Origin of the sequence: Reichenbachiella sp. (assembly GCF_039944555.1) — a bacterium.
GTDB lineage: Bacteria > Bacteroidota > Bacteroidia > Cytophagales > Cyclobacteriaceae > Reichenbachiella.
Genome location: NZ_JBDUYN010000020.1, coordinates 73,958 through 100,730, shown reverse-complemented (window position 1 = coordinate 100,730; position 26,773 = coordinate 73,958). Strand labels below are relative to the sequence as shown.

The following is a 26,773-nucleotide window of genomic DNA, read 5'->3' as shown; positions in this document are numbered from 1 at the left end:
AGTTTAAAAAGTAATGGGTTTACCTAAATAGAAATCAAGGATTTTTTGTTTGAATATAAAATCGTATTTGGCTCTGACCAAATCAGATTTTGCCATGTATAAGTTATTGTTAGCAACCTGATAATCAACAAAATTGGCAGATCCAAGATTGAATTGATTTTCTGTCACGCGAAATGCTTCTTCCAGAGCCTCAACCTGTTTTTGGTTGGCAGCGTGTGTCTTAGATGCAGCCATCATATCATTATAGGCAGATTCAATGTTTTGTCTGAGTTGGTTTTTAACCTCTTGAGAAGAGACCTCCGCCCTGTATTTGCTGAGCATAGATCGTTGAACTTCAGCCCTGGTTCTAAACCTGTTGAAAACAGGAATACTTAAATTAAACCCAAGACTCTTGCTAATATTTTCTCTGAATTGCTCACCTATCGGAAAGCCTGAACGAGTATCTACTACATTGGGAATGGTAACGTCTGAAAGCACCGCATCTCCGGTTGTCGAAACATAGCCTACTTGCTGCGTCATAATCGTAGTTCCGTCAAATATATTCCGGTCCTGATCTGCAAAGCTTGAATAATTGGTATTAAATCCCGCCGAAACGGTAAATGTAGGTGAATATGCGCCTTTGGATATCCTATAGTTCAGATCTGCCTCTTCAATTCTAAGTTGAGCACTTTTTATCTCTGGCATAATCGCCTCTGCCGTTGAATAAATTTGACTTGGGTTCATCAAGGCAGTTTCACCAACTTGCAAGTCTATCTCTGGTATTTCTATTTCAAACCGGTCTCCTGCAGGGATCAAAAGTGACTGTTTCAAATTGAGTATAGCCAGGTTATAACTATTTTCAGCATTAATGACATTCACTTCGTTGCTCGCCGCTTGTGCCTGTAAGTCTAATAAATTTGTAATCGGAAGTGCTCCCGCATCTACAAGCTTTTTGGTTCGGTCCAATTGCTGATTGGTACTGTTCAATTGATATTGAGCATTCGCCAATAGTTCCTGATTAAAGATTACATTCAGATACAAGGTAGCCACGTTTAATCCAACGTCATTCTTGGCCTTCTCCAAATCCGCTTCTGTTGCAGCATAATTTACATTGGCCTGTTTGATGCTGTTATTGGTTTGCATGCCATTGAAGACAGTTAAGTTACTCTGTCCATTGATATTGGATGAGTTGTTCTGCTGAGTGATAAACGTATTGGTCGTTGGGTCTATTGAACGCCCCCAATTGGCGCCATAGTTAGCACTCACATTGAAATTAGGTAGCCGTTCGAATTTGGTTTGGTTCTTCGTGACTTCACTCACCTTTAAATCTAACTGGCTTCTCTGAATAGTCAGATTCTTTTCAAACGCTATTCTGATGCATTCCTCTAGAGAGTACTTGTAATCCTGAGCCCAAGTATTGCCCATAATTAGCAGCGCAAAAACAAAAAGCAAACTTCTTTTAAACGGTTTCATTCTCATTGTTATTTACTTATCAATATCTGGTATATATATGACATGATGTATCCATTTGAGATTTCTCAAATACTGTAACGTGATATCATTCAACCCAGAGTCCATTTCCAAAATCTGGCAAGCCAAATCATTTTTACCTTTACGAGAAACAGTCATCGTTGCGATGTTACAATCGTCCTGAGCAATCACACTTGTGATGAAAGTAATACTACCCGGCACATCATCAGCTTCAATAATGATCGTGTGAAGGTTGGCTGAAAATCCGGCGGTAAAACCATTGACTTCAACGATTTTTACCACTCCTCCTCCTCGACTCTCTCCTTCCATTTCCACCACCTGATTACCTTTTTTAAGTTTCAGATGAATGGTATTAGGGTGTTTAGTGGAGGCATTACCTACTGATTTGAAACTGAATTTGAGACCAGACTTCTTAGCCTCGTCAAACGAAGTCTTAATTCTCTTATCGTCCGTTTTATAATCTAGCAATCCTGCAATAATTGCTCGGTCGCTTCCATGACCTTCATAGGTACGTGCAAATGAATTGTAGAAAATTATCTCTGCCTCATCCGGTATACCACCGAGCAATCTCACGCCTACTCTTGCTATTCTCACCACACCTGCCGTGTGTGAACTTGATGGCCCTATCATCACTGGCCCTATCATATCGAATACACTACTTTTTTCCACTTATTTTTTCGGGTTGCATCATCTGATTGACTCGATTAGTTGATCACTCATTAGACTGAGTCATTTAGATAATCGTTACATCAGGTGATTAGTTGTCTGAATGAAATATTTATTACAGCAAGTTAAAATTTAATCTGCTGAATACCGGAATGGCTTGAAAACCTTGCTAATTAGACCGCTACAGCTCCTTTGATATGTGGATGGGGGTCATAATTTTCCAAAGCAAAATCTTCATAGGTAAATCCGAAAATATCCTTTACTTCCGGATTTATCTTCATGTTGGGTAGTGGTCTGCATTCACGACTCAACTGCAGTTCTGTCTGCTCCATGTGATTTGAATACAAATGCGCATCGCCCAGGGTATGAACAAAATCTCCGGGTTCAAGATCACAAACTTGAGCCACCATCATGGTAAGTAAGGCGTATGAAGCAATATTGAAAGGTACCCCTAAAAACACGTCAGCGCTACGTTGATAGAGCTGACAACTCAACCTACCATCAGCCACATAAAATTGAAAAAAAGCGTGACAGGGAGGTAAAGCCATATTGGGCACCTCAGCCACATTCCAGGCATTTACGATCAATCGGCGAGAATTGGGATTATTTTTGATATCATGAATTAACTGGCTGATCTGATCAATGGTCTCCCCATTTTCAGTTGGCCAACTGCGCCACTGCACACCATATACGGGACCTAATTCTCCATTTTCATCCGCCCATTCGTCCCAGATGGATACACCATTATCTTTAAGATATTTGATATTGCTATCGCCCTGTAGGAACCACAGCAACTCATGGATAATAGAGCGAAGGTGTACCTTTTTAGTGGTAACAACCGGAAATCCTTCTGATAAATCAAAACGCATTTGATGTCCAAATACGCTCTTAGTACCAGTTCCTGTTCGGTCTCCCTTCTGAACACCCTCGTCCAGAATTCTTTGCATGAGTTGATGATATTGCTTCATGATTGGCTTTGAAATTATGGATTCTCACTTGAAGTGATAAAGGTAATTGATACCGTCGAAATCCACGAATTTCGAGGCACATATACATACAAAAAGACCTATCCATTCGAACAGGTCTTCCGCTTAGCATACAATTATATTATTTCAGTTGATTTGAGCAGAAGCTTCGTAAAAATTACTTTTCATCCCCTTCACTCCCGGAACTACTATAAAGAGGCTTCCGGCCAATGGATAATCTGTTAGTTCCTCGTCACTCATGTCCACTCTTGCTGTAGTGATAATCAATGAGTCAAGTTGCGTACCGACAAAAGCGCAAGAGGTGATATTGTGAGCCGGCACCTGCACTTTCCCAATCAACTCCCCTGTCTTTGGGTTCCACCGCCCAACCATGTTTCCATTCCATAGTGCAATCCATAGCATATCCTCAGAGTCAATAGCCATACCGTCCGGAAAACCAATGCCTCCAATTTCAATAACTACCCGTCCATTAGAAATATTTCCTGTTTCAAGGTCATAATCAAAAGCTTTAACGTTTTCATCAGGTGTGTCGATGTAATACATTGTTCGATTGTCTTTAGACCATACGATTCCATTTGAAATCGTGATGCTATCCAACTGCTGCCTAGCTGAGCCATTCTCTATACAATAGAGTGAGGCTCTGTAGGGTTTTTGTTCTAATCCCATAGAACCAACCCATAATCTCCCTTGCCGATCGCACTTTCCGTCATTGAAACGAATATTAGCTATTGAGTCTTCCGGACTTGTTATCAGTTCTAGGGTTCCGGACTCTAGGTCATAAGTATAAATTCCATCCTGAAGTGCCACCACCGCCTGGCCTAAAGAATTAGGTACGACTGTCCCTATCCGCTGACCTATGTCAATCATTCTTTGTTCCTTAGACTGGATGTTGGTGGTGAAGAACTTCTTACCTTCTATGTCAATGTGCCAGAACTCATTGGTCTCATGATTCCAAATAGCCCCTTCACCGAGTTCATTCTTCATCTCATAATATAAGGAAGCTGTCCATTCTTGTAGGGCTCCTTTATTTAACTCCTGTACCGCAGTTTCACTTTTGACCTGGCAGAATGAAATCAAACAGGCTAATACAATAATAGAGATGACATTACACAAATTCATACTTACTCGAAATTTAAAATTTTATGCTAAGATGGGAAAAGTGGTGGTCGAATAAGCGGGACATTTATCACAAATAAGTAGGTCAAAGATTACTTTTCCCAAATACTAAAGTCTTTACCTCTGCCTCTTCCAATAAGTTCAGACATATAATAATGCTCTAATGTATTTAGATCCTTAAGTAAGAATTCACGATCTGATTGAATTTCAACTACAGTAAACTCAAACTGCTCACCATAATTGGTCAGGATATATTTCTTATTAGTTCGGATATTATCTAATGCAATACTCATGATTCAAATTCTTTGGCAATATTACAATATTGTTAAATTCCATGAATTGAAATGAAGAATTATTAGTTTGCAAGAAATGGAAAAGCGACTATTATTCGGCCTATTAGTTTTAGCAAACTGCATATCAGTCAGTGCTCAGAACGGAAATTATGGCATGGGAGCAAGATCAGCAGCACTTGGAGGCTCTTCCATAACGATCGGAGACGAATGGGCGCTTTTCAACAATATTGGAGGATTGGCGGCGATTCAGGACAAAATGATATTCACCTCTGTGAAAAACAAATATGGAATATCAGAATTCACCAGTCTTGCTTTCGGAGCGACCTACCCTATTGCAGGCGGTACTGCGGGACTGGGTGTATTCAGATTTGGCGACGACCTCTTTAACGAACAACGATTGAATCTCGGATTTAGCAATCAGTTTGGGATTGTTAGTCTTGGTCTTAATGTCAGCTACTATCAATTGAACATTGAGGGGGCTGGTAGCAGAAAAACCTTACTCATAGACTTTGGAGGACGAGCCAAACTAACCGAACAATTGTTATTTGGCGCTCACGTTTCCAATTTGAATCAGGCCAAGCTTTCGAAGGTGACAGATGAAAGGATTCCAACTATTATGAAGACTGGTCTAAGTTATCGTCCTAATAGCGATCTCATGATCAATGCGGAGGTCGAAAAGGAGATTGACCAGGAGGCGCTGTTGAAATTGGGTCTTGAATATAAAGTATTAGACAACTTTAGCATTCGAACCGGATTCCATACACAACCTTTCGAAAGCAGTTTTGGATTGGGTTTTCATCCAGGTAAACTAAATGCGAATTACGCCTATATCAACAACCCTGATCTGGGTGGCATTCACGAAATATCCATCAGCTATAAGTTCAAGGATTGAGAAGAACACTGGCTATATTGATCGCGTTTGGTGGTATTAGTCATTCTCTACTAGGCCAGCGATTTGACAGGCAAGACATTGATATCCAGGATTTTATTGAAGATTTGTTTCAAGTTCAGGATGAGGATATCAACTACGATGACCAATATGAAACGCTTTATCAGTTATTCGCCAATCCAATTAACCTGAACGAAACTAGTAAGAACGAATTAAACGGTCTCTATCATCTGAATATAGCTCAGATCAACCAACTGATGAGTTATCTTGAAAGAAATGGACCCATGCTATCCATCTACGAACTTCAAGTCATTGAAGGTTTCGATCAAGCAACCATCAATAGCTTACTGCCATTCGTGGAGGTTCGTTCACCCGGAGATGAATCTACAAGAGGTAACCTGATCAAACGCATCACACATGAAAAAAACAACTACCTAATTCTAAGAACCGAACGAGTTTTGGAAGACCAAGAGGGGTATCTTAGGAATGACTCCTCTCGTTACCTGGGCTCTCCATATAAAGTCTATGGTCGGTTTAGATCCAGTCACTCCAAAGACTTCAGTGTAGGTCTGACGTTCGAAAAGGATCCTGGAGAACAAGTAGTTCTAGATGCTGAATCCAAGCGGTATGGATTCGACTACTATTCATTTCATTTATTTCTGGAGAATAAGGGAGCTTTCAAAAGTATTGCGATTGGAGACTACCAAATGCAGTTCGGTCAAGGATTGGTATTAGGCTCCGGTTTTAACCCCGGCAAAGGGGCAGAAACTATTACTACCGTCAGGAGAGGAAACTCAGGCCTACGTCCTTACACTTCCGCACTCGAGACCAGTTTCATGCGAGGAGTAGCCTTCACGTATTCAATCAAAAATTTGGAGATCACATCCTTTCACTCCAGACTGAAGCAAGATGGTATTGTCAGATCCAGAGACTTTTCAGGAGTATATGAAGAATATATCACAGGTATTCAAGATGTGGGCATGCACAGAACCTATTCAGAACTGGCCTCTAGAAAAGGGATTCAAGAAGAATCATTTGGCATGAATGTGACTTACTCTGATTTGAGAAAAAGAAACTTGCAGTTCGGCGCAACTTTCCTTCACAATAGTTTTGCCATTCCCATCCAAAAGACTCCTAATAATTACAACCAATTCGAATTTAAGGGAGACAAAAATTACAACATAGGCCTGTTTGCCAGTTACAACTGGCACAATTTCTTATTGTTTACCGAATTGGCTCGGTCTAAATCCGGAGGTACGGCGTTCGTAGGTGGATTTATGGGTAGTCTGTCACCAATTATATCCATGAGTTTTTTGTATAGAAACTATGCCAAAGACTATCACTCATTCTATGGGAACTCATTTGGTGAGGGATCAAGAAACATAAATGAAATTGGATTGTATTGGGGTCTCAAATTAACTCCGAATAGACGTACTGGGTTTGCGGCCTATTATGACAGATTCAAGTTTCCTTGGCTCCGGTTTGGAGTAAACTCACCTTCTCAGGGATATGAATATTTGCTTCGAGCAGAATATAAACCCAGCAGAAAAATCAAATTATATGCTCAATTTCGGGAACAAGCCAAAGAGGTGTCCATGTCGACTGAGGGAGGTAATCTTCATCGTCTGGAAAGTGGTATAAAACGAAACTATATCACCAACCTCGATTTCACAGCCAATGATTTTTTGATCCTTAAATCTCGCGTACAATTTAGCACTTACAACTTGGACAAAGAGCAGACTAAGGGTATGGCTGTTGTTCAGGATTTGAATATAAAAATCAACAAGTTCACTGTAAGTACAAGATTTGCCATTTTTGATACCGAAGACTTCGAAAATCGTCAATATGTGTTCGAAAAAGACTTACTATATGTATTCTCAGTGCAAGCCTATGCCAACCAAGGGTCTAGAAACTATATCATGCTACAGTATAAACCTACTCGTAAACTCTCACTATGGGCAAGATACGGTAGGTTTAACTATAGGAATCAGTCCAGCGTTGGATCTGGCCTCAATGAGTCACAAGGCAACACAAGGAGTGATATCAAATTTCAGGTTAGGTACAAATTTTAAGGCTTATGGAGTTCTTTTCCGGCTATTCGGCCAGGTAAAATACAGATAAAAAGGAGTTATTTCAATCATGAAGAAATCTTCCAGATTGACAAACAGTCATTATTCTTTTTAGCAGCTTGTCTTCTATTGCGGATTATCTTTTATGAATTCTTTTAGTTTATAGTTTAGGTTTTTAGGTAATTTAACTGCGAGAAAAAGCAGCCAACCGGAAAATGAAAATTATACACCGAATTTTAAAATTCATCCAGAATAAACCCCAAGCATCAGATCAATTGGGTCGTACGCTGGGACTAGGAAAAGAAGATCTACAGCAGAAAGTTTCTAAGGATGGTTCGGTAAGCACAGATGTACTCGAAAAAATATGTGAACTCTATCCTGAGCTCAATCCCATTTGGTTGGTGACCGGTAAGGGAGAAATGCTCATCGACGACTACCACGAAGTAGGCAAAGCAATGGAAAATGTGGAATCTCAGGACGGTATATACAATGTAATCGCCGGAAAAGATGTTGAGATTCAGTTGCTAAAGGAGCACATTCAGGGCTTGAACGAATTGATAAGGGTTAAAAATAAACTTATCGAAGAGTACAAAAATGCTTAATCTTACCTGATCAGGCACGCAATTTTTGATCCATCACCTTTTTCATTTCTTCCTTCTCATTCTTAAACATATCAAGAAGATAGACCATCTCATTAGAGTTTTTGATGAGAGCATGTCCCTTTTCTGTTGACTTGTAATTGTATATTTTCCAAAGTCTCATTGATAACACTCCAGATACAAAGATAAAGGTCATAATAAACGCCATGAGCCAGGAGGTCTTAGCATACTGATCCTTTTCGGCCTTTTCCCTGACATAGTCTTGATATTTGGTTAGTAGTGCGATTTTCTCATCTTCGTCCTCAAGCCAAGTTCTAGTCTCCACAGCTGACAATGCCATATCGTTAATCAACATGGTATAATGCAAAAGGCTATCAGTCTGATTTAGCTTTTCGAACGTTTTTCTCAAAGCATTGTTGGTAATTCCCAGTTCATTAATTTCTACATTCTTACTATTGTAAGCTAGACTCTTTTTAAAGTATTGCCAAGCTTTCTTATACTCTCCCTTTTTATTGCAGATTTTACCCAAGTTATTGTAGGTAACAGAGAGTTGGCTATCGTCATTCTCATATTCCAACGATTTATTAAAATAACTCTCAGCTTGCAAGAAGTCTCCAGCCAATTGATAAATGTTTCCAATATTATTATAGGCTTTCCATTTAAACAAATTGGGGTTCTTCGAGAGTTGCGAGATTTTAATAATCTCTTGAAAATGTTCCAGAGCCAAGCTATGATTGCCCACCTTTTGCTGTAGCAAACCAATTTCTATATAGATATTGGATAGAGCATCATAATTTCTTAGCTGTTCATTTATATCAATTGCAGTCAAGAAATATTCTATACCTTCATCCAAGCGATTAAGTCTTCTCAGGCTCCTACCTATGTTATAGTTGTAATGTCCTTTATTCTGTAAGGTTGTCTCCCCAGACTGATCAAGGGCTAGAAGAAAGTGAGATAAACTTTGCTCATACAACTCAGCTTCCAAGAAAATCAAGCCGATTTCATTGTTTAATTTAGAAATCACATTAACCTGACCGAAGGACTCCGCAATTTCGATTCCCTCTAGATAATCCTGGTAAGCAAGCTTATTTTTATCCTGAAGATAATATGAAAAACCCCTTAGGTACAATGCCTTGATTGCAATCGCAGAATCATTATTGCCATCAAGAATAATATCCAATTTGGCTATTGCCTGATCATATTGCTCATTTTTGTAATTAATGACTGCTTCATTATAGTAATCTTCGTCATCAATATCTGTCAAATCCTGACAAGAAGCAATGATTATGATCAATATGAAATATTTGAATGAATTCAATTTCATACACAAAGATAATTAGGGTTAGGTTGAATTAGGGGTTCTAGTACGTCAAATAAAATACATTTTGCTGTTCCATTCCTACGGATTCCCAACAGGGCCTGAAGTACCGCCACCTCCGGTTGTACTGCCGTCTTGACTTTTCTCTGGAACAATGTTATCATAAATTTCATCTGCTTTTGCATCGATACAACTGGTGAATACTGCACTTGTAAAAATTACTGCTAATAAAAGTGAACCTAACTTTTTCATGATTATAGATTTTGGTATAACTGATTAAAATTCTGAGTTTAAGTGAAGGCCAAAGCCACGCAAAACATATTGAAATAGTGGTTGAAAAAATCCCGCCGGGTCAGGTTGGGTTAGGTAAAAGGGTTAGGTCGGCTTATCTTGAATTTCTTCTTTCAATATCTCTGGTGGCCCTGGTTATTTCACATCTTATTTATCACTTTAGGTTATTCAATATCTTATCGGCGAGGTAGGTACCAGTTTCAAATCAAGCTGCGTATAGCTACTGAAGTTCTTACCGGATAGCAACATGTCCTCGTCATCTATTTTGTAGTACCAATTCACCGTCACTTCCATTCCGTCTTCCTGAAACTCCTTAAGCTGAGTCATCAACTGATAAAGGCAACGTGCCGAACCGGTATTGAAGTAGTCAAAGCTGAAATTGATCGAAAGAGATTTACGTCCTTCTGCCATATAATAGGCCAACAACTTATCTACCTTATTGTAAAAGTCATTCGGATCCTCAGGACTCGAATTCCCTTTAATCAGCAATGTTCGGTTGACCATCTCCAAAGCAACAAAAGGTGTGTTTGCCGTAGCTTTGATTACATAGTTGCGAAACCTTCTGTTATCTAGCGAGACATTCAAACCTTCATTTCTTGGAATTGCGATGATACCGTCCATAGCTGTGCTGTTTTTCAATTCGTACATAACAAATTATAATTTGCTATGTTTCAAAGCTAGGAATCAATGATAGATAGGACAATAGGTACTGATACCAAAATTTAGAATAGGCAAAACACTTAGCGAACAGGTCATATATACCTGTTTATCAATACTTTAGATACCGTGTTTTAGAGCGAACTTAGTTAAGCCCACGGCATTCTTCACCCCGGTCTTTTGTAGTAAATTTCTTCTATGTGCATCAACAGTTCTGATACTGATGTGGAGTTGGTCAGCTATTTCATAGTTGGATTTCTCTTCTACAATTAGCTTCAGAACATCCTTTTCTCTACTTGTTAAGAAACTAATTGGATTTTCTCGCATCTTCTCCTCCTTAGTCTTGGAGAATTCAGACATAATGACTTTTGTGATTTCTGAACCGTGATAAGCCTCACCATTATTGATAGCCTCAAGAGCTTCCAATAACACTTTTTTTCCTGCGTCTTTAGAAATGTAACCATTGGCACCAGCCTTCAGCATATTTACAATATGTTGCTCATCCACATACATGCTCATGGCTAAGACTTTGGTTTCGGCACTTCTTTTTTTAATCGCTCTGGTGCATTCCACGCCATCCAAGTTCGGCATATTAATATCCATAACAATAATATCAATGTCATTTTCAGCCAAAAAATCCAATGCCTCAACTCCATCGGACGCTTCAGCAACTACCGTATACTCACCAGATTCTGTGATTATGGCCTTGATACCATCTCTCATGATCTTATGATCATCTACTAGTAAAATATTGATACTCATGGTTAGACTAAAATTTCTATGGTTATAATTGATCCGTTATTTGACTCAAAGTCAATCTTTCCTCCTAAATATGCAACTCTATTCGCCATATTTTTCAATCCCAAGCCCGAACCCTCTTTGGTCTGACCGTCTTGTGGAAAGCCTACTCCGTCATCTTCTATACTCACGTACAGAGAATTAGGATGTCGTACAACCTGAATCGTGGCATTTGTTGCATGGGCATGTTTGAGTATATTATTCACTCCTTCCTGGCAAATTCTATACAAATTTGTCTCAAATTCTTCTTCAAATCGCTGGTCGATCTCGTCTTGAATAAGGTTATGAATAAAACTAAAGTTCACTTCCGATGACCTATTCACCTGACTGATCATAGTTTCTAATGCCGGAATGAGTCCATAGTCTACCAAAGCGGGTGGCATAAGATCATGAGAAATAGCTCTACTTTCCTGAATGGCACCTGAAATTAACCCGGATACACTAATCACTTTTTCTTTAAATTTATCGTCACTATATAACTCTGACAAAGAATCAAGTTCTAAACGTGCCACAGAAAGTGTCTGTCCAAGGCTATCATGAATTTCAGAGGCTATTCTTTTACGTTCGCTATCTTTTGCCTTTATCATGGCTCGAATTCTTAGGATTTCAGCTCTTTTTTCATTGTGCACATTTTTTATCACACCAATTACCCTCTCAGCATTTCCGTCAGCATCAGAATGCATAACACCTTCTATACGCAACCAACTAAAATCTCCTTGAACACCTTCGAATTGGAAATCTGAAGAGAATTTTTGGTCTGCCTGACGATTCATCACAAAGTATTCCTCCAGCACGGCTCGGTCGGAGGGATGAACTTTGTCAAGAAAGAAATCGAGCCTCATTCCCATTTCTTCTTTGCTGCAGCCAAACACTTTGTTTGTAGCCCCAAACCAGGAGATTCTTTTTTTTGTAATTGAATAATCCCAGGTTACTTCGTCAAGTGATTCAAGAATTGAGGTATTAAATTCACTTAAACTCTCTCTTTCTTTTATTACCCGGCTCTTTTCTAGCTCTACCGATAATCTTTGCCCAACTACATGAACCAAAGCATAGTTTTCTTCATTGAATTCTCCCAAATCAGCTACAGGAATTATAATCAAAGCGATAACTGTCATATGACTATCTAAGCATGGAAAAACGTAGTAGTGAGCTTCATGCATGATTTCCACAACTATTGTAGCTTTGAAAATTGATGAAGAAGTTAGGGCCGGTTTTTTCATTTGGCTAATTTTATTCATCAAATCTTGCTGCCCTGTAATTTTCTTACCTGGTCGCTCCATTTTACCTTTTGCCAAAAAGCGTTCAACGTAAAAATCTGTTTCTTCAATTCTTAATATGGCAGCACCTTTCACGTGCAACACATCCGTGATCACCTTTAAGGTTTTATCATATATCAAATGAATACTTCCGCTCACAGTATTTTTTTAATTGATATATGCAAATTTGCTATAAAAACTATCAAAAACCTCAAAAATTGAGTGGTGGCGCGTAGGTATAAAGCTGGTCATGTTATTCAAACAATGAATTAAGAACTGAGCCAGAAATTAGTAAAATCCATCTCATTATTACAATTTTCAGGTCAATTTATTTCGCAATGGCCGTATTGAATCACTCGATTTAGGTTTCAAATGCTTACAACTAAAGTGCGATTCCTATAGTTTCGCGGTGTATTCAGCAAAACTTCGCATACTTGTCTTTCAATTATAAAAAAATCGACCTGCCAATTATTGAATCCGTCCCCGAGATTCAAAATAATTTTGTAACCAATAATACGCAAATAGTAAATGCTCCACCCGGAGCAGGTAAAAGCACACTGCTTCCGTTGGCTTTTTTGGATCAATCCTGGCTCAATGGGAAAAAGATAATGATGTTGGAGCCTCGACGGCTGGCTGCAAGAACTGTGGCCAACCGAATGGCGGAATTATTAGGTGAAAAAACAGGGCAAACCGTTGGTTTTCGTATTCGCTTCGAAAACAAAACCTCTGATCAAACCAAAATTGAAGTACTTACTGAAGGTATCCTCACCCGAATGATCCATTCGGACAATTCATTGGAAGGTGTTGGTTTGGTCATCTTCGATGAATTTCATGAACGTAGCATTCATGCGGACGTAGCACTTGCACTCTGTAGAGAGGCTCAGCAGGTATTACGTCCTGATTTAAAGATATTGATTATGTCAGCTACATTAGACATGCCAGAGCTGAGTAAGCTGTTGCAGTGTCCTGTCGTAAAGAGTGAGGGACGACAATATCCGGTTGAAATCAAGTACACCGGTGACACAGACATGATGATGCTACCTGAATTAGCAACACGAGTCATTACTCAAGCGGTCAAGGAAAATGACGGAGATGCTCTGGTTTTTTTCCCCGGACAGGGTGAAATAAGAAAATGTGAAGAAATATTACGAGGAAAACTTAAAGGGTTTGCCATCCATACTTTGTACGGTCAACTACCTCATGGCAAGCAAATGGCTGCTATCAGGCCAGATATCAATGGTAAACGTAAAGTGGTTTTAGCGACCTCTATAGCAGAAACTAGCCTAACCATCGAGGGTATAAAAATAGTGGTAGATACAGGCTACGGTCGAACTTCCAAGTTTGACCAGAAGTCAGGACTTTCTCGACTACATACCATTCAGATCTCAAAAGATTCGGCTGATCAGCGTGCAGGACGTGCGGGAAGACTGAGCGCAGGAGCCTGCTATCGCATGTGGTCGAAAGCAACCCAGGACAGACTGGAACTGCATGGAACGCCCGAAATATTGGAAGTCGATCTTTCTTCCCTGGCATTGGATTTAGCCAAATGGGGTATCGTGGATTCAAATCAATTGACTTGGCTCACCCCGCCCCCGCAGGGAACCATGAAAAGAGCCACTGATTCACTTCATGAACTTCAAGCCTTAGATAACGGCAGAATCACTCCGCATGGCGAATTGATGCATGCCCTGCCCTGTCATCCTAGAATCGCTCATATGTTACTTGAGGCAGAAGATCAAGGACTGTTAACTTTAGCGACAGACCTAGCAGCTCTGATAGAAGAACGAGATCCGTTAGGACCAGAGGCTGGTATCGATATCAATGAGCGTGTTATTGTACTGCGCCGTCAAAGAGGAGAAAGCAGATTAGGTAGAAAATTCAACCGAATAGAAAAAATTGCATCTTCATACAGGATGCTTTTCAAACTAAATGAAGCAGATAACGCCACAGTCGACCCATATGAAACAGGACAACTTTTGGCGCAAGCCTACCCAGAAAGAATAGCTTTTGCAAAACCCGGAAACAATGCACAATTCAAATTATCTAATGGCAAAATTGCCATGGCCGGCCATCGAGATGATCTGGCTCACGAACCTTGGCTAGCAATTGCACATATGGACGCCAGAGAGGGAATGGGAAAGATTTTCATGGCCTCTCCCCTCAATCCCAAAGACCTAGCTCCAATGGTCAAAACACTGGAGGTGATTAAATGGGACACGAAAGATGGTGGGTTAATTGCCAATAAAGAAATGCGAATAGGCAGCATAGTACTTCAGTCCATACCACTCCCTGATCCTGATATCGAACATTTGGAACAAGCCATTTGTGATGCGGTCAAATCTGAAGGCAGACATTTACTCAACTGGGATGAAAATGTAATCCAGTGGCAAAACAGGGTGCTGAGCCTCAAAAAATGGAACCCTCAGGGCCAATGGCCAGATGTAAGTATAACCACCTTGATTGCCACGAATGAAGAATGGCTTAAGCCTTACCTAAATCAAATCAAACGTCCTGAAGACTTAAAAAAAATCAACCTACAAGATGTATTGCATCATCATCTGCCATTTGAATTACAAAGTGAATTAAACCTGTTGGCACCACAAAAGATCAACGTACCTAGCGGCTCACAAATCCAAATTCAGTATTTTGAAGATGGGGCACCTCCAGTTTTGGCTGTTAGACTTCAGGAAGTATTTGGCATGATAGAAACTCCAAAAATCAATAACGACCAAATCACGCTGCTGATGCATCTACTTTCACCAGGTTTCAAACCTGTACAGGTCACGTCGGATTTACAAAGTTTCTGGAGCGATACTTATTTTGAAGTCCGGAAGGAGCTCAAACGACGTTACCCCAAGCATGCCTGGCCGGATGATCCGCTCGTTGCACGAGCCATCAGTGGAGTGGAGAGAAAGAACAAAAAAAACCCTAATACATAAGCATCAGGGTCTGTCTTGGTTAATATTTGAGGTATAAGCTAATACTTTGCCATCTCTGGATCTAATTGATCTGCCCACGCTAAAATGCCCCCTTTTAGATTGTAGAGATTTTTGAAGCCTAGCTTTTCAAGTGCGACAATAGCATCAGCGCTACGCTTGCCACTACGGCAATGTACCACTACATCTACATCTGACCTGATATCGTTTACATGATCGGTAATCTCACCTAGAGGAATCAATTCCCCTTCTAAATTTGCAATCTCGTATTCATAGGATTCACGTACATCGATCAGCTGAAATTCTTTCTTTGTGGCCTTCCACTTACTCAATTCTTCCACTGTGATCTCATTCACTACTTTCTCTTCTTCTTTTTCACCGAGACCGCAAAAAATCTCATAATCTATCAATTCGGTAACCGCCGCAGTATTTTTGTTTTTATGAATCTTCATCACCCGAGTCTCAAAAGACAAGGCATCGAATAAAAACAATCTACCTGCCAATGGATCACCAATACCACTAACTACCTTTAAGACTTCATTGGCCTGCAAGGACCCAATGATACCTGGAAGCACACCAATCACCCCTCCTTCTGCGCAGCTTGGCACCAATCCCGGTGGCGGCGGTGTTGGGAACAAATCTCTATAATGAGGCCCATATTCACCTTCCTTATTCTTATAATTGAAAACCGAGACTTGACCTTCGAATCTGAAGATTGAGGCATAAACGTTTACTTTGTCTAAAATCACACAGGCATCATTCACAAGATATCTGGTAGGGAAGTTATCCGTTCCATCTGCAACAACATCATAGTCTTTCACAATATCCAATGCATTTTCTGAAGTAAGCATGGTATTGTGGACAGTGAAGTTGACATGAGGGTTTAATTTTTCCAAACGTGCCTTGGCAGCTTCCGATTTCGGTTTTCCAACATCATCTACAGTAAACAAAACCTGTCTCTGTAAATTACTATCGTCCACCACATCGAAATCAAGAATGCCAATATTGCCAACGCCCGCCGCTGTCAGATATAGTAACAGTGGACTGCCTAAGCCACCTGTGCCTACCACAAGCACTTTAGCCTCTTTTAATCTTCTTTGCCCTTCAATATTAAACTCAGGGATAATCAAATGTCGACTATACCGTTCAAGTTCTTCTTTTGAGAAATTAATTTCTGCCATTGCTCTTAGTTTTATCGTATTCCTCCTGCGATAGCAGGAATGATACTGATGACACTATTGCCATCTACTTCTGTATTTTCATTGTTCAAAGCATTGATATCTTCGTCTCCAACATAAATTCTGATGAATTGGCGAATCTTGCCTTCGGCATCAAAAATATGTTTATTCAAATCCGGGAATTGTTTTGCCAGATCCTCTACTGATTCTTGAACAGTTGTTCCATTAGATTCAACAGATGCTTCGTTGTTTGTGAATTTTCTAAGGGGTGTAGGTATAATAATATTTGCCATGATTCTATGTTAATTGCTATTCAATAATTCTTCTTCAAATCGGTTTTCTTCATTCAATTGCCAAGAAGTTGTTTTTTCCACAATAGTTTCATTTACGGAGGCTATAATGTATGAAAAAAAAGGTACCGCCTGCTTCAGGTCATGTTCCGAGGGAATGGCCGGATGCAAAGGATGAGAATGAAAGATTCCCAACAATTCGATTTGATTTGACAGTGCATATTTCTCTGCTTTCATATAATCTAGAGGATCCACTTCAAATCTTCGACGTTGGTCGCCTTCTTTGTTGTTTTCTAACGGAGCATATTCGGTTACAGTTTTCGACTTGCCATTGGACTTGCCATAAAAAAAACCTACACACTCATTGGGAAAGTCTGCTAGTGCATGTCTATGCATTTCTTCCAAAACTTCTGATGCAACTTTGACTTGCCTTTCCATTAAAACAAAGACTTAATTACTTCACTGTATTTCTCAGCGTTATCCGGAAAGAGAGTTACGATTACGCCCTCGTCTATTTCATCAGCCAATTGCAAGGCTCCTTTGAGATTAGCAGCAGCTGATGGGCTAATCATCAGTCCTTCTTTTTTGGCCGCAAGCTTCAAGGTTTCATAGGCATCAAAAGTGTCTACATTCATAAACCGATCAGCCAAAGACGGGTCATAAATGGTTGGAACTTTGGCCGTTTCCATATCTTTCCAACCCTCTAAACCGTGCAATGCACCATCAGGTTGCAAGGCAATCGTTGTGATACCTTCATTCACTTCCTTGAGTGCCTTACTTATTCCTGTAAAAGATCCTGTGGTACCCAAGCCAGTAACAAAGTGAGTCAAACTCCCATTCACTTTGGAAATTATTTCCTGACTGGTCGTCTCGTAGTGTGCTTTCCAGTTATTTTCATTTCCGTATTGATCTGCCAGAAAGTATTTATCCGGCTCATTTTGATAGAGTTCCAGAGCTTTCTCCTGAGCTTCATCGGTTGATCCAAATTTTGATGTATAGACAATCGATACGCCGAGACCTTTGAGTAACATTTTCCGTTCCCAAGAAGCATTCTCAGGCAAACAGATGGTGACAGGAATGCCTAATCTGGCACCGATGGTAGCATAAGCTATCGCCGTGTTGCCACTCGAGGCATCCAAGAGAATTTTACCATTGCCCAAGTCTCCATTCAAGACCGCTTGTTTGATGATATTATAAGCAGGTCTAGCTTTCACGCTGCCTCCAAACTGCATCCATTCAAGTTTAGCTAAAATCCGTACGGATTTTTTGGGAGAAATGTGCTGAAGCTCGTACAAAGGCGTATTGCCAATGTGACTTCCTAGAGTTAGCACGCTTTCAATAATTTCTGATTCCTGACTGATTACCATTGTAGATTCTAAATTTTTAAACGAAAAAGGCCTTTCTCTAGTTGAGAAAGGCCTTTTTATATTTTTATCCTATGATATTTCTATAAACAATTACTTTCCCATAAACACCAATTAGGTGCACAACAGCAACAACATGCCATCATCGCGTTTTGAATTGTGTTTACGGTACTTTTTATTTTCAATGTCTTAAATTTTGACTTCTTCAACGCAAGTTTCTAAGATAAGTTTATGATATCATAATTTTTTAGAATTTATTTTAGTCAAATGCTAATTATTTAACATTTTAGTAATCAATACCGATGGTTATTAACAATATCAAAATCTCTTTATCACCCTACTAGCGATTTCATCTCCGATTGCCAGAGATGATGTTGCCGCTGGTGAAGGAGCATTACATACATTCACAAAATGATCACTCTCTAGAATATGAAAATCGTCCAACAGCCCTCCGGACCTGTCGCAAGCTTGTGCTCTAACACCTGCCCCTCCTGGCTCTAAATCAGATTCTCTGATATCCGGTATAAGTTTTTGTAAGGCTTTAGTAAAGGCTCCTTTAGAGAATGATCTATACATTTCACCAAAACCTGTTTTCCAATATTTCATTGCAACCTTTTGAAAGCCCGGCCAAGCCAACGTTTCTAACAGTTCAGAAACATTGATGTCGAATTTGGTATACCCCTCCCTTGCAAAAGCGAGCACTGCATTGGGTCCTGCCTCAACTCTACCATTCATCATTCGCGTAAAATGTACACCCAGGAAAGGGAAGTTTGGATCTGGCACCGGATAGATTAAGTTTTTCACCAAATGCTTACTACTTTCCTTGAGTTGGTAGTACTCTCCTCTGAAGGGTACAATTTTCAAATCGGGCTTAAGAGGCGTCATTTTTGACACTTTATCAGAATAAAGTCCTGCGCAATTCACAACCAGCTTTCCGTCATATTCACTGGTAGACGTAAAGACGCGACTGCTTGTACCCATATGGTTTATTTTCCTGACTTGCTGATTGTAATATATCAATACACCTGATTCCTGCAGGTTAGACTCAAGTTTTTTGCACACTTGTTTGTAATCGATGATACCGGTTTGAGGAACATATATACCTTTTACTCCATGTACATAAGGTTCGTGTTCTTTGATTTCTTCTGTGTTTAACCATTGCATATTGGCTAAGCCATTTTCTTCACCGCGTGCAAAAAGTGTTTCTAAATATGGAACTTCATGATCGTTTGTGGCTACAACAACTTTTCCACAAAGATCAAAATCAATATCTTCTTTTCGGCAGAAATCGAGCATGAGATCATATCCCTTGATGCAGTTTAAGGCCTTCAAACTTCCTGGCTTGTAGTACAACCCAGAGTGAATTACACCACTGTTATTGCCCGTCTGATGTTGTGCGGCCCCAGCTTCTTTCTCAAGTATTGTAATGGAGAGGTTAGGCGATTGCTGTTTGATTTGCCAAGCAGTGGACAAACCAACTATGCCTCCACCTATAACAAGTACATCTTTCATGTTAGCGCGTATTTCTGGCGAAATTAGCCAATGAAAAATGGAATATTAAGTAGTGTCTTACTTTTTGGTAAAATTCAAGGCCGTAGAATTAATGCAGTAGCGTTGACCTGTCTCTGTGGGACCGTCGTTAAAAACGTGACCCAAATGTCCTCCGCAATTTGAACATGTGATTTCTGTTCTCATCATGCCATGAGACTTATCGAAAGTTTCTTTTACAGCCAGCTTGTTTATTGACTGATCGAAGCTTGGCCACCCACAACCTGAATCGAATTTAGCCTCCGACTCAAAGAGTTCGTTTTGACAACCCGCACACAAATACTTTCCATCTTCCTTATGGTCATTGTATTTACCGGTAAATGGTCTTTCGGTGCCCTTTTGTCTAAGAATATGGTATTCTTCCTTTGAAAGTTCCTCTTTCCACTCTTCCTCTGACTTTTCCATGATTAAAGATTAAAGTAAATACCTAGCGAATATGATGGATTGGCAAAGATTAATTCTCCTGAGTAAACAGAACCGTAGTTAAATGTAGCACCAAATTTCTGGGTGATATTGTAAGCTACTTCATAGGTATAACCTACATATTCCGTGTTGTTCGAAAATATACTAGCTCCATTTTCAATATTTGAATCTCCATTTTGCAAGGAATTTAACCATCGAAGCTTATAGGCCAATATCAATTTATCTTTGATCACAGCACCGGCCTCAAAATTGACGCGAGTTTCATCGGAAAATCCATTGGTTCGGTTGTTAAATTCAAACCCAAGGCTAACAAAAGCATTAACACTCCCAAATGATTTGGCTGTGCTCGCGGTAAGTCCAACAATTTGATTGAACTCACCATCTCCAGTAAGCAATGGTATCGTAGCAGCGTCATTAGTATCAAAATCGTTTTTACCTAGCGGCAACCCTAACCATAGATGTGCACTCAAAACAACAGGTTTGCCCACAATCAGCCCATACTTTAGACCAATATCCGTATCTCCAATTGAGTTGACTGCTCTACCGGAAATATTTGTCGATCCTGTTGTTCCAGAAACAACTTCATTGTGATAAGATCTCGCAAAGAATGGAAAATATACCTGTGCATTTAGCCGATCTGTAATCCCATATTCTCCGTAGAAACTTGTATTGAAAGTTCCTATGGTTACATTCGGGTCAACGTCACCTGTGGTTGTGTAATGCTTATTGGCTATCACCCACCATTGTCCAATTTTAAAGTATCCCTTACCTTTGGCGTGCACCCAGCCACCACCGGCAAAAGATCGTTGACTAGTCACTAATATGCATAGTAGCACAAGGGTAAGTTTAATGATTTTCATATTTTAGTTTTAGTCCAAAATTTCACCATGTCCAACTTTGACGTTGAATGGTTTGCAAAAATAGAGGAGGTAGGCATAAGTATCTACAGTAAGTTCCTCCGCTGATACAGCGTAACTATGAGCCCCGGAAAATACCGTTACAGCTCCAATCTCAAGGGCTCCACTTGTTGTAGAAGGATTATTAGATAAATAAACATATAGACCTGGCAAACCAGTATCAGCTGTATAATTGTCGGCCACATCGATTTTGACTCCTCCATCTACATTTGTAATGACAAAATCACCAGTTAAAGGGTAGCTACTTGTGGTAGCAATTACACCAGACTTCGCACCTGAAGTAAGCACCACGGTTTCGCTAGATGCCTCCACGGAAATCTTATCCATGATCTGATTGTTTTTGGTGAGTACAACGGATATTTCTGATTCTCCAGCTTGCAAAGCTGTGACGGAGCCATTTCCATCTATAGAAAGTGCTGCTTCATTAGATGAAATCCATGTCACTTCAGCAGCTTCCTCCATGCCAACATTATTAAGATAACGGTGCATGAGCATATAAGAATCTCCGATTTTCAAACTCATGATTGGATTGGTAATTTCAATTTTTACATCGACCAAATCATCAATTACATCTGTTCCTACACATCCTTGTAGAAAGCCAAGAAACAACAAAAAGTATACTCTTAAATTCATATTATAAAAAAACAAAAAGATTTAAGTATAGTTCCCGAGAGGGGAAATTATTACAATTATTCTTCCTGAAAATGGTGGCGCTTAAAAATATTTGAAGGCGTAACTTTAAAACTGGTAGTTCCACGTACGTGTTTGCAGTTGACTTCCAGGTCGTCGAATCCAAAAACATAAACATTCATTTCCACATTCAAATCTACGTTGTGCGTAAATGCCTTTTTTAGAAGACCCCAATGACTCTTAAACTCTTCCTTCTCCCTTTTATTAAGGCTGCCGACGTTTTCATGAATGGTATTTGTAGATATAAAAGTTTCATTCAGTTCCAATTGAACCTCTCCCATTGTAGTATTCGACGCATTCAACGCCTGATCATATACATGTCCAGCCAAAAGTTCGTGATTTTTAATAGAGAGCAGGGCTGATTTTATTGAGTCGTTTTTAAAGTCGTCATAAGGAAACTCTCGTTGCAGCCAAATGTCACTTACCTCAACTACTGAAAAAAGTATGGTGTCATATACTGCTAGGCTATATATGCTGATTGGCACTAAAATCATGGTGAAATTTTGATGTTCTGTAAAGTGCTTCACATATATATCAACGTCTTCACCAATTCTTACATCTCCCTTTTTAATTTCAACAGATTCAGCATGAATATGACGTTCTTTTTCTAAAAACTGCTTTAAAAAATCTTTAGAAGATGCCAAATTATGAATAATGCTCTCAACCTGCTCTAGATGATTTTCTTGGATATAGGCCTCCATAGACTCACCTACTTCTTCGTATTGACTCAGGGCCTTAGTGGTTGACAAACATAACATGACCAAAAGGAAAGATTTGAAGAGCTGGTCGATCATAGTTATTTCTTAATTCTAACTAAATTGATAATTTCAATCGCAAACGAATGATTCAAAATTGGGCTGTCGGAATTAATAATTACCTACCCCAGTAAACATTAGATAATTTACTCAATTAAAGGAACAAAAATGAGTCTGAGAAAGTTTAACTTAGTTTTAATCCAATCATGCATTTCGCATTATCTCCACTAAGCTTTTCATTAATATGAGCAGATTGCTCTTTCATCGGCATGACTGAATACCCTTTAAGCATTTGTAGAAAATTTTTGCCTTCCACGCTAGGGTCATCAGACGGGATAATTTGATTGATCATATCCTTTGACACCAAGTAAATTATAGAGACTTCTTCAAAAGTTTTCTGTTCAATGCTTCCATCAAAGTTATTTAGATCTATAGCTTCGCTCGAACCCTTTACGGATTTCAGCTCACCAGCTGACCGAGCACAATAGATATCTTGATTCGCACCAGCATAAGAGACTTTGTTTGACTTGTTATCAACCACCACTATGGCAATATCGAAAGAACCAATATCTCCATGTGCACCAAAGCGGTCTTTAATGCTTTTGGCCAGTAGTTGAATAATTTCCGTACTTTTCACTACTCCTTCCTTATATACAATTTCAGTAAGACTCATATTAATGAATGAGTTCAATGCGATAGGATTCATTTTACAACTGGCCCCATTGTAAAATGCGCATATTGACTTGTCGTTAATATTTCCAAACCAGTATCCGTGTTGATTAGTTTTACTTTTATCAAACACTACAAATCCGTCCTTAAATATTTTTTTCACATCCTTCTCTTCCGGAAGGAATGAAAAAGCTAACTCTGTAGGGTCCAGACCCTCTTTGCCCTGTTTGAACTTATTTTCAAGATGTTTTTTCTCTAAAGCCTTATCGAATTCTACTTTAAGTTGATCTCTGTCCCAAGGTTTTACAAGATACTTGTCCAAACCGAACTCATTGACAGCCCTAATAATAGCTCCAATATCACTAAACCCAGTCATAATCATACGTACAATGCTAGGGTGCTTAGGTACAATTTTAGCGAGTAAGTCTACACCTGACATACGCGGCATTTGTTGGTCAGTAATAATTAGATCTACCTTTTTATCATTTAGAATTTCCAGTGCATCAAATCCATTGAGCGCAGTAAATACATTGTAGTCTCTTTTGAATGCATGCTGAAAAATCCTAAGATTTACAGGCTCATCATCCACATATAAAATGCTATACTTTTTAACACTTTCCTTTCTTTGCGGACGTTGTAATACTAATTCCATACTAACCTAATTTCAAATTTTCTTCTTCTAAAATATTGTCGTCAACTTCTAGTTTCTTTGGTAGATTTATAATAAAAGTGGTTCCCACACCCATTTTACTCTCAACTCTGATCTTACCTTGGTGCTTCTCAATAATGCCATGAGAAATCGACAGCCCCAACCCTGTTCCCTTACCAATCTCTTTGGTCGTGAAAAAAGGATCAAAAATTTTATCTTTAATATCATCTGGCATGCCAGACCCATTATCCGATATTCTAATCTCAATTGATTGATCATCAAGATTAAGTGTTTTGATCTTTATTTCTCCATTTTCATCAATTGCATCAATTGCATTATTTATCAAGTTTACAAATACTTGATTGAGCTGCCCAGGAAAACATTGAATCTGTGGTAGACTTTCGTCCATTTCCTTGACAATCTCTGTCTTATTTTTGTACTTATTCTTCAAAATCAAAAGAGCTGAATCAAAACTCTCATTAAGATCGGTCTCTTTGATCTCAGCTTCATCATGTCTTGAGAAACTCCGGAGACCATTGACTATTTCAGTGATTCTTACAATTCCATATCTTACATCTTCGAGCAACTCCTTACTTGCATCTTGAATTTCACTCAAAAAGTCTTCATCTTCCTGCAATACCTTAGCATACTTCTTGATTTCGTCTAATGAATCCAGAGCCAATACTTTTTGATAATTTTCAAGAAAACTCTCAAGTTCTCCAAAATTTTTGGTCAATGACTGGACCCCACTAGATACAAAATTAATAGGGTTATTAATTTCGTGTGCAATACCTGCGGTCAGCAATCCAAGTGAAGACATTTTTTCCGCCTGAACAAGATGGACCTGAGTATTTTTCAAATCAAGGTTTGTTTTCTCCAATTGCTCTTTAGTCGCTTGTTCCTTCTTTAAGAGCACCTTCAAATTGACATGTGCCTTTTTAAGCTTGTTGTTCATTGCAAGCATCGCCTCAGAACTTTTCTTTAATTGGATATTTCGGTTAAGAATGGTTTTCTGCTGCTCAGCCAGGTTTTGATTTTGCTCTCTAATTGTCTTGCTATTATTATAAGTTCTGTAAAAGGCTATACCCAAAATGGCAAGAATCAAGATGGTGGCGCCAATAGCAATAAAATATAGCATTTTGGCTTGGCGGTCACTTTCTAATTTTTCTGCTTGGAGTTCAGTTTGCTGTCTGAGAATCTTTCGCTCCTTTTCTAAAAGTTCTAGTTCTTTAGCACGTTCGGCTTCACTTAACTTTTGCAGTTCGGCATCAATCTGAAGCCGTTCGAGTTCAGCCTCTCTAGTACTGGCCTCATTTGTTTTTTCCGTAATTAGGAGTTCCTGTTTGGCTCTTTCTGCCTCCAATTTTTTCTTCTGCAATTCCTGCGCTTGTAACCTTGCCTGCTGCTCAATAATTTCTATATCTTTCAACTTTTGTTGAGCTTTCAATCTTTCCCTCTCTTGTGCGAGCTTCCTGTTTTCTACTGTAGATATTCTGGCTCTGGCCTCCTGTTCGTAGCTTTCTGCCAGATTCTCTCTGGCTGTAGACAGCTTAGGTGCAATTTTATCGGGGTCACCTATTTGAAGCTTGACAGCCTCATACAACGAACGATACTTTACTTCCTGATCTTCATTTCCTTTTTCCTGATTAACAAGAGCTAACATATTATAGGTATCAAGTAGGGTAATTCTTGTATTCCTTTCTATTCCTATCTTTTCGGCTTTATCCAAATTATTGGCAGCTACTCTTAAATCTCCGCGATCAATAGCCAGTTTTGCCATCTGATTATAATTACGAGCCATCCCCTCAGGGTTTCTTTTCCTTTCGTTTGATTCCAGAGCTCTTTCAAAGTACTCTATTGCCTTTCCATAATCTTCGTTGGCAGCAAATGCCTTACCAAGTGTTTCCAAGGACATAGTATTTTGTCCATCCAGACTAACAGAAATATTGGCAAACTTCAGCGCATTTTTATTGTCCCTGATATTAATATATTGTAAAGCCAAGTTTCTTGTAGTGTTCGATAGATTAGCATTATTTCCTTTATCCTTTATTCGGTCATAATATGCCAATCCATATTTGGTAGATTGCGCTGCATTATTCATTTTAATGTTGTCAAGAAATAGTTGCTTCTGTGCAGAGCTGATATACGAGTACAAACTCTCAGAAATTGCAAGCTTCAGCAATGATTCGAATGTTGTAATGGATTTGCTAAATTGATTAGACTTACTATAATTATAGCCTAATGCTTGAATCGCATTTGCTTTCTCCCTCTTTTTTCCAAGGTTGTTGAAGTTGTCAATGGCTCTCTGGTAATAATCACTGGCCTTCTCATATGCCCGCATGTCAGAATAAGTATTCGCTAATGCTAAATTTCCTTTTCCTAAGTTTTCCTGATCATTCTGACGTTCTGCAGTAAGGATAATGGCTAAGAAAGAAGAGACTGCCTTTTTATAATCCTTTTTAGACAGGTATATCTGACCTATTACCTCCCGGAATTGAATTATCAATTCCTGATTCCCAAGAGTTTCTGCCTGATCCAATCCTAAAAGAGCATGCCCAATGGCCCCTTCCAAATTTCCCCTTTTCTGATTGTATTTAGTTTTTTCGAGAAGAGATGCAGCCTCCGTATAGCTGGCTTGCTGAGCGCGCAACGTCATGGCAGTACACATGACGAGCAAGAATATTAAGGCTGCCGTATTTCTCATAACTTACTTTTGCTTCCTGAACTCAATCTCTGAGCGATTCTTTAGGACATCAAAACAGATCAAACCCGAATATCAATTTTCCAATATTCATTCAATCCAAATTGACTATACAAGTATGATCTTTTTAAAGACATATCAAAAAGATTATAGATAATATGTATCCATTATTCGACCAATTTATGGAATACTTCTATGAATTGAATCGATGATCTAAATATAGCAATTCTTTAAATATTTACTTT

The 26,773-nt window shown here is 39.2% G+C and carries 25 protein-coding genes; 4 read left to right on the top strand and 21 right to left on the bottom strand.

Going from position 1 to position 26,773, the window contains the following annotated elements:
• Positions 1–3: 3 nt before the first annotated feature.
• The 5 genes from ABJD64_RS24885 to ABJD64_RS24865 all read right to left on the bottom strand — a co-directional run bounded on the left by ABJD64_RS24885 (position 4) and on the right by ABJD64_RS24865 (position 4,531).
• On the bottom strand, positions 4–1,452 hold the full coding sequence (locus tag ABJD64_RS24885) for a TolC family protein (RefSeq protein ID WP_348181053.1): 1,449 nt from the start codon (positions 1,450–1,452) through the stop codon (positions 4–6).
• A 12-nt stretch (positions 1,453–1,464) separates the two neighbouring features.
• The gene (gene sdaAB, locus ABJD64_RS24880; RefSeq protein ID WP_348181051.1) at positions 1,465–2,139 is read right to left on the bottom strand and encodes an L-serine ammonia-lyase, iron-sulfur-dependent subunit beta; all 675 of its coding nucleotides are present in this window, start codon (positions 2,137–2,139) and stop codon (positions 1,465–1,467) included.
• 170 nt (positions 2,140–2,309) lie between these two features.
• Positions 2,310–3,104, bottom strand: a complete 795-nt coding sequence (locus ABJD64_RS24875) for a thymidylate synthase (protein ID WP_348181050.1) — start codon at positions 3,102–3,104, stop codon at positions 2,310–2,312.
• Between the two features lie 144 nt (positions 3,105–3,248).
• Positions 3,249–4,241 carry an SMP-30/gluconolactonase/LRE family protein gene (locus ABJD64_RS24870; protein ID WP_348181048.1) on the bottom strand — a complete coding sequence of 331 codons (993 nt, stop codon included), beginning with the start codon at positions 4,239–4,241 and terminating at the stop codon, positions 3,249–3,251.
• 89 nt (positions 4,242–4,330) lie between these two features.
• A complete protein-coding gene (locus ABJD64_RS24865; RefSeq protein WP_348181046.1) occupies positions 4,331–4,531 on the bottom strand; it encodes a hypothetical protein in 201 nt (66 codons plus the stop codon).
• Between the two features lie 76 nt (positions 4,532–4,607).
• Here ABJD64_RS24865 and ABJD64_RS24860 point away from each other — a divergent pair, with 76 nt between their 5' ends.
• The 3 genes from ABJD64_RS24860 to ABJD64_RS24850 all read left to right on the top strand — a co-directional run bounded on the left by ABJD64_RS24860 (position 4,608) and on the right by ABJD64_RS24850 (position 8,091).
• Positions 4,608–5,423: a hypothetical protein gene (locus tag ABJD64_RS24860; protein ID WP_348181045.1), complete on the top strand. Its 816-nt coding sequence runs from the start codon at positions 4,608–4,610 to the stop codon at positions 5,421–5,423.
• Complete coding sequence (locus ABJD64_RS24855; RefSeq protein ID WP_348181044.1) at positions 5,420–7,492, top strand: helix-hairpin-helix domain-containing protein; 2,073 nt, start codon at positions 5,420–5,422, stop codon at positions 7,490–7,492. The genes ABJD64_RS24860 and ABJD64_RS24855 overlap by 4 nt, the downstream gene beginning before the upstream one ends.
• A 212-nt stretch (positions 7,493–7,704) precedes the next feature.
• The gene (locus ABJD64_RS24850) at positions 7,705–8,091 is read left to right on the top strand and encodes a hypothetical protein (protein ID WP_348181043.1); all 387 of its coding nucleotides are present in this window, start codon (positions 7,705–7,707) and stop codon (positions 8,089–8,091) included.
• 10 nt (positions 8,092–8,101) lie between these two features.
• Here the strand turns inward: ABJD64_RS24850 and ABJD64_RS24845 are convergent, their stop codons facing one another.
• From ABJD64_RS24845 to ABJD64_RS24825, 5 genes are all read right to left on the bottom strand, one after another.
• A complete protein-coding gene (locus ABJD64_RS24845; protein ID WP_348181042.1) occupies positions 8,102–9,412 on the bottom strand; it encodes a tetratricopeptide repeat protein in 1,311 nt (436 codons plus the stop codon).
• A gap of 75 nt (positions 9,413–9,487) precedes the next feature.
• Positions 9,488–9,658, bottom strand: coding sequence for a hypothetical protein (locus tag ABJD64_RS24840; RefSeq protein WP_348181041.1), 171 nt, complete (start codon positions 9,656–9,658; stop codon positions 9,488–9,490).
• A gap of 207 nt (positions 9,659–9,865) precedes the next feature.
• The gene (locus ABJD64_RS24835; RefSeq protein ID WP_348181040.1) at positions 9,866–10,345 is read right to left on the bottom strand and encodes a DUF1987 domain-containing protein; all 480 of its coding nucleotides are present in this window, start codon (positions 10,343–10,345) and stop codon (positions 9,866–9,868) included.
• A 129-nt stretch (positions 10,346–10,474) separates the two neighbouring features.
• Entirely contained in the window at positions 10,475–11,116 is a 642-nt protein-coding gene (locus tag ABJD64_RS24830; protein WP_348181039.1) for a response regulator transcription factor, read from the bottom strand.
• A 2-nt stretch (positions 11,117–11,118) separates the two neighbouring features.
• Entirely contained in the window at positions 11,119–12,567 is a 1,449-nt protein-coding gene (locus ABJD64_RS24825; protein WP_348181038.1) for a histidine kinase, read from the bottom strand.
• 275 nt (positions 12,568–12,842) lie between these two features.
• On the opposite strand from ABJD64_RS24825, the gene hrpB reads away from it, so the two are divergent.
• On the top strand, positions 12,843–15,347 hold the full coding sequence (hrpB, locus tag ABJD64_RS24820; protein ID WP_348181037.1) for an ATP-dependent helicase HrpB: 2,505 nt from the start codon (positions 12,843–12,845) through the stop codon (positions 15,345–15,347).
• 38 nt (positions 15,348–15,385) lie between these two features.
• Here the strand turns inward: hrpB and moeB are convergent, their stop codons facing one another.
• The 11 genes from moeB to ABJD64_RS24765 all read right to left on the bottom strand — a co-directional run bounded on the left by moeB (position 15,386) and on the right by ABJD64_RS24765 (position 26,531).
• Positions 15,386–16,525 carry a molybdopterin-synthase adenylyltransferase MoeB gene (gene moeB / locus ABJD64_RS24815; protein ID WP_348181036.1) on the bottom strand — a complete coding sequence of 380 codons (1,140 nt, stop codon included), beginning with the start codon at positions 16,523–16,525 and terminating at the stop codon, positions 15,386–15,388.
• A gap of 11 nt (positions 16,526–16,536) precedes the next feature.
• Positions 16,537–16,815, bottom strand: a complete 279-nt coding sequence (locus ABJD64_RS24810) for a MoaD/ThiS family protein (protein WP_348181035.1) — start codon at positions 16,813–16,815, stop codon at positions 16,537–16,539.
• 9 nt (positions 16,816–16,824) lie between these two features.
• The gene (locus ABJD64_RS24805) at positions 16,825–17,250 is read right to left on the bottom strand and encodes a M67 family metallopeptidase (RefSeq protein ID WP_348181034.1); all 426 of its coding nucleotides are present in this window, start codon (positions 17,248–17,250) and stop codon (positions 16,825–16,827) included.
• The gene (locus tag ABJD64_RS24800) at positions 17,250–18,179 is read right to left on the bottom strand and encodes a cysteine synthase family protein (RefSeq protein WP_348181033.1); all 930 of its coding nucleotides are present in this window, start codon (positions 18,177–18,179) and stop codon (positions 17,250–17,252) included. Before ABJD64_RS24800 ends, ABJD64_RS24805 begins: the two co-directional genes overlap by 1 nt.
• A 315-nt stretch (positions 18,180–18,494) precedes the next feature.
• Positions 18,495–19,688 carry an L-2-hydroxyglutarate oxidase gene (lhgO, locus tag ABJD64_RS24795; RefSeq protein ID WP_348181031.1) on the bottom strand — a complete coding sequence of 398 codons (1,194 nt, stop codon included), beginning with the start codon at positions 19,686–19,688 and terminating at the stop codon, positions 18,495–18,497.
• A 57-nt stretch (positions 19,689–19,745) separates the two neighbouring features.
• Positions 19,746–20,129 carry a peptide-methionine (R)-S-oxide reductase MsrB gene (msrB, locus tag ABJD64_RS24790; RefSeq protein WP_348181030.1) on the bottom strand — a complete coding sequence of 128 codons (384 nt, stop codon included), beginning with the start codon at positions 20,127–20,129 and terminating at the stop codon, positions 19,746–19,748.
• A 2-nt stretch (positions 20,130–20,131) separates the two neighbouring features.
• A complete protein-coding gene (locus ABJD64_RS24785) occupies positions 20,132–21,007 on the bottom strand; it encodes a hypothetical protein (protein ID WP_348181029.1) in 876 nt (291 codons plus the stop codon).
• Positions 21,008–21,016: 9 nt separating this feature from the next.
• Positions 21,017–21,697, bottom strand: coding sequence for an Ig-like domain-containing protein (locus ABJD64_RS24780; RefSeq protein WP_348181028.1), 681 nt, complete (start codon positions 21,695–21,697; stop codon positions 21,017–21,019).
• 56 nt (positions 21,698–21,753) lie between these two features.
• A complete protein-coding gene (locus ABJD64_RS24775) occupies positions 21,754–22,548 on the bottom strand; it encodes a hypothetical protein (RefSeq protein ID WP_348181026.1) in 795 nt (264 codons plus the stop codon).
• A gap of 145 nt (positions 22,549–22,693) precedes the next feature.
• Positions 22,694–23,830, bottom strand: a complete 1,137-nt coding sequence (locus ABJD64_RS24770) for a response regulator (protein ID WP_348181024.1) — start codon at positions 23,828–23,830, stop codon at positions 22,694–22,696.
• Position 23,831: 1 nt separating this feature from the next.
• Entirely contained in the window at positions 23,832–26,531 is a 2,700-nt protein-coding gene (locus ABJD64_RS24765) for an ATP-binding protein (RefSeq protein WP_348181023.1), read from the bottom strand.
• Positions 26,532–26,773: the final 242 nt, after the last annotated feature.

Excerpts from the sequence above, each read along its gene's own strand:
- ABJD64_RS24770 (WP_348181024.1), bottom strand. The coding sequence starts at position 23,830 with ATGGAATTAGTATTACAACGTCCGCAAAGAAAGGAAAGTGTTAAAAAG.
- ABJD64_RS24865 (WP_348181046.1), bottom strand. The coding sequence starts at position 4,531 with ATGAGTATTGCATTAGATAATATCCGAACTAATAAGAAATATATCCTG.
- ABJD64_RS24765 (WP_348181023.1), bottom strand. The coding sequence starts at position 26,531 with ATGAGAAATACGGCAGCCTTAATATTCTTGCTCGTCATGTGTACTGCC.
- ABJD64_RS24885 (WP_348181053.1), bottom strand. The coding sequence starts at position 1,452 with ATGAAACCGTTTAAAAGAAGTTTGCTTTTTGTTTTTGCGCTGCTAATT.
- ABJD64_RS24810 (WP_348181035.1), bottom strand. The coding sequence starts at position 16,815 with ATGGCAAATATTATTATACCTACACCCCTTAGAAAATTCACAAACAAC.
- ABJD64_RS24785 (WP_348181029.1), bottom strand. The coding sequence starts at position 21,007 with ATGAAAATCATTAAACTTACCCTTGTGCTACTATGCATATTAGTGACT.
- ABJD64_RS24775 (WP_348181026.1), bottom strand. The coding sequence starts at position 22,548 with ATGATCGACCAGCTCTTCAAATCTTTCCTTTTGGTCATGTTATGTTTG.
- msrB (WP_348181030.1), bottom strand. The coding sequence starts at position 20,129 with ATGGAAAAGTCAGAGGAAGAGTGGAAAGAGGAACTTTCAAAGGAAGAA.
- ABJD64_RS24800 (WP_348181033.1), bottom strand. The coding sequence starts at position 18,179 with ATGGTAATCAGTCAGGAATCAGAAATTATTGAAAGCGTGCTAACTCTA.
- ABJD64_RS24845 (WP_348181042.1), bottom strand. The coding sequence starts at position 9,412 with ATGAAATTGAATTCATTCAAATATTTCATATTGATCATAATCATTGCT.
- ABJD64_RS24850 (WP_348181043.1), top strand. The coding sequence starts at position 7,705 with ATGAAAATTATACACCGAATTTTAAAATTCATCCAGAATAAACCCCAA.
- ABJD64_RS24780 (WP_348181028.1), bottom strand. The coding sequence starts at position 21,697 with ATGAATTTAAGAGTATACTTTTTGTTGTTTCTTGGCTTTCTACAAGGA.
- lhgO (WP_348181031.1), bottom strand. The coding sequence starts at position 19,688 with ATGAAAGATGTACTTGTTATAGGTGGAGGCATAGTTGGTTTGTCCACT.
- ABJD64_RS24860 (WP_348181045.1), top strand. The coding sequence starts at position 4,608 with ATGGAAAAGCGACTATTATTCGGCCTATTAGTTTTAGCAAACTGCATA.
- ABJD64_RS24830 (WP_348181039.1), bottom strand. The coding sequence starts at position 11,116 with ATGAGTATCAATATTTTACTAGTAGATGATCATAAGATCATGAGAGAT.
- ABJD64_RS24805 (WP_348181034.1), bottom strand. The coding sequence starts at position 17,250 with ATGGAAAGGCAAGTCAAAGTTGCATCAGAAGTTTTGGAAGAAATGCAT.
- moeB (WP_348181036.1), bottom strand. The coding sequence starts at position 16,525 with ATGGCAGAAATTAATTTCTCAAAAGAAGAACTTGAACGGTATAGTCGA.
- ABJD64_RS24875 (WP_348181050.1), bottom strand. The coding sequence starts at position 3,104 with ATGAAGCAATATCATCAACTCATGCAAAGAATTCTGGACGAGGGTGTT.
- ABJD64_RS24835 (WP_348181040.1), bottom strand. The coding sequence starts at position 10,345 with ATGTACGAATTGAAAAACAGCACAGCTATGGACGGTATCATCGCAATT.
- ABJD64_RS24870 (WP_348181048.1), bottom strand. The coding sequence starts at position 4,241 with ATGAATTTGTGTAATGTCATCTCTATTATTGTATTAGCCTGTTTGATT.
- ABJD64_RS24840 (WP_348181041.1), bottom strand. The coding sequence starts at position 9,658 with ATGAAAAAGTTAGGTTCACTTTTATTAGCAGTAATTTTTACAAGTGCA.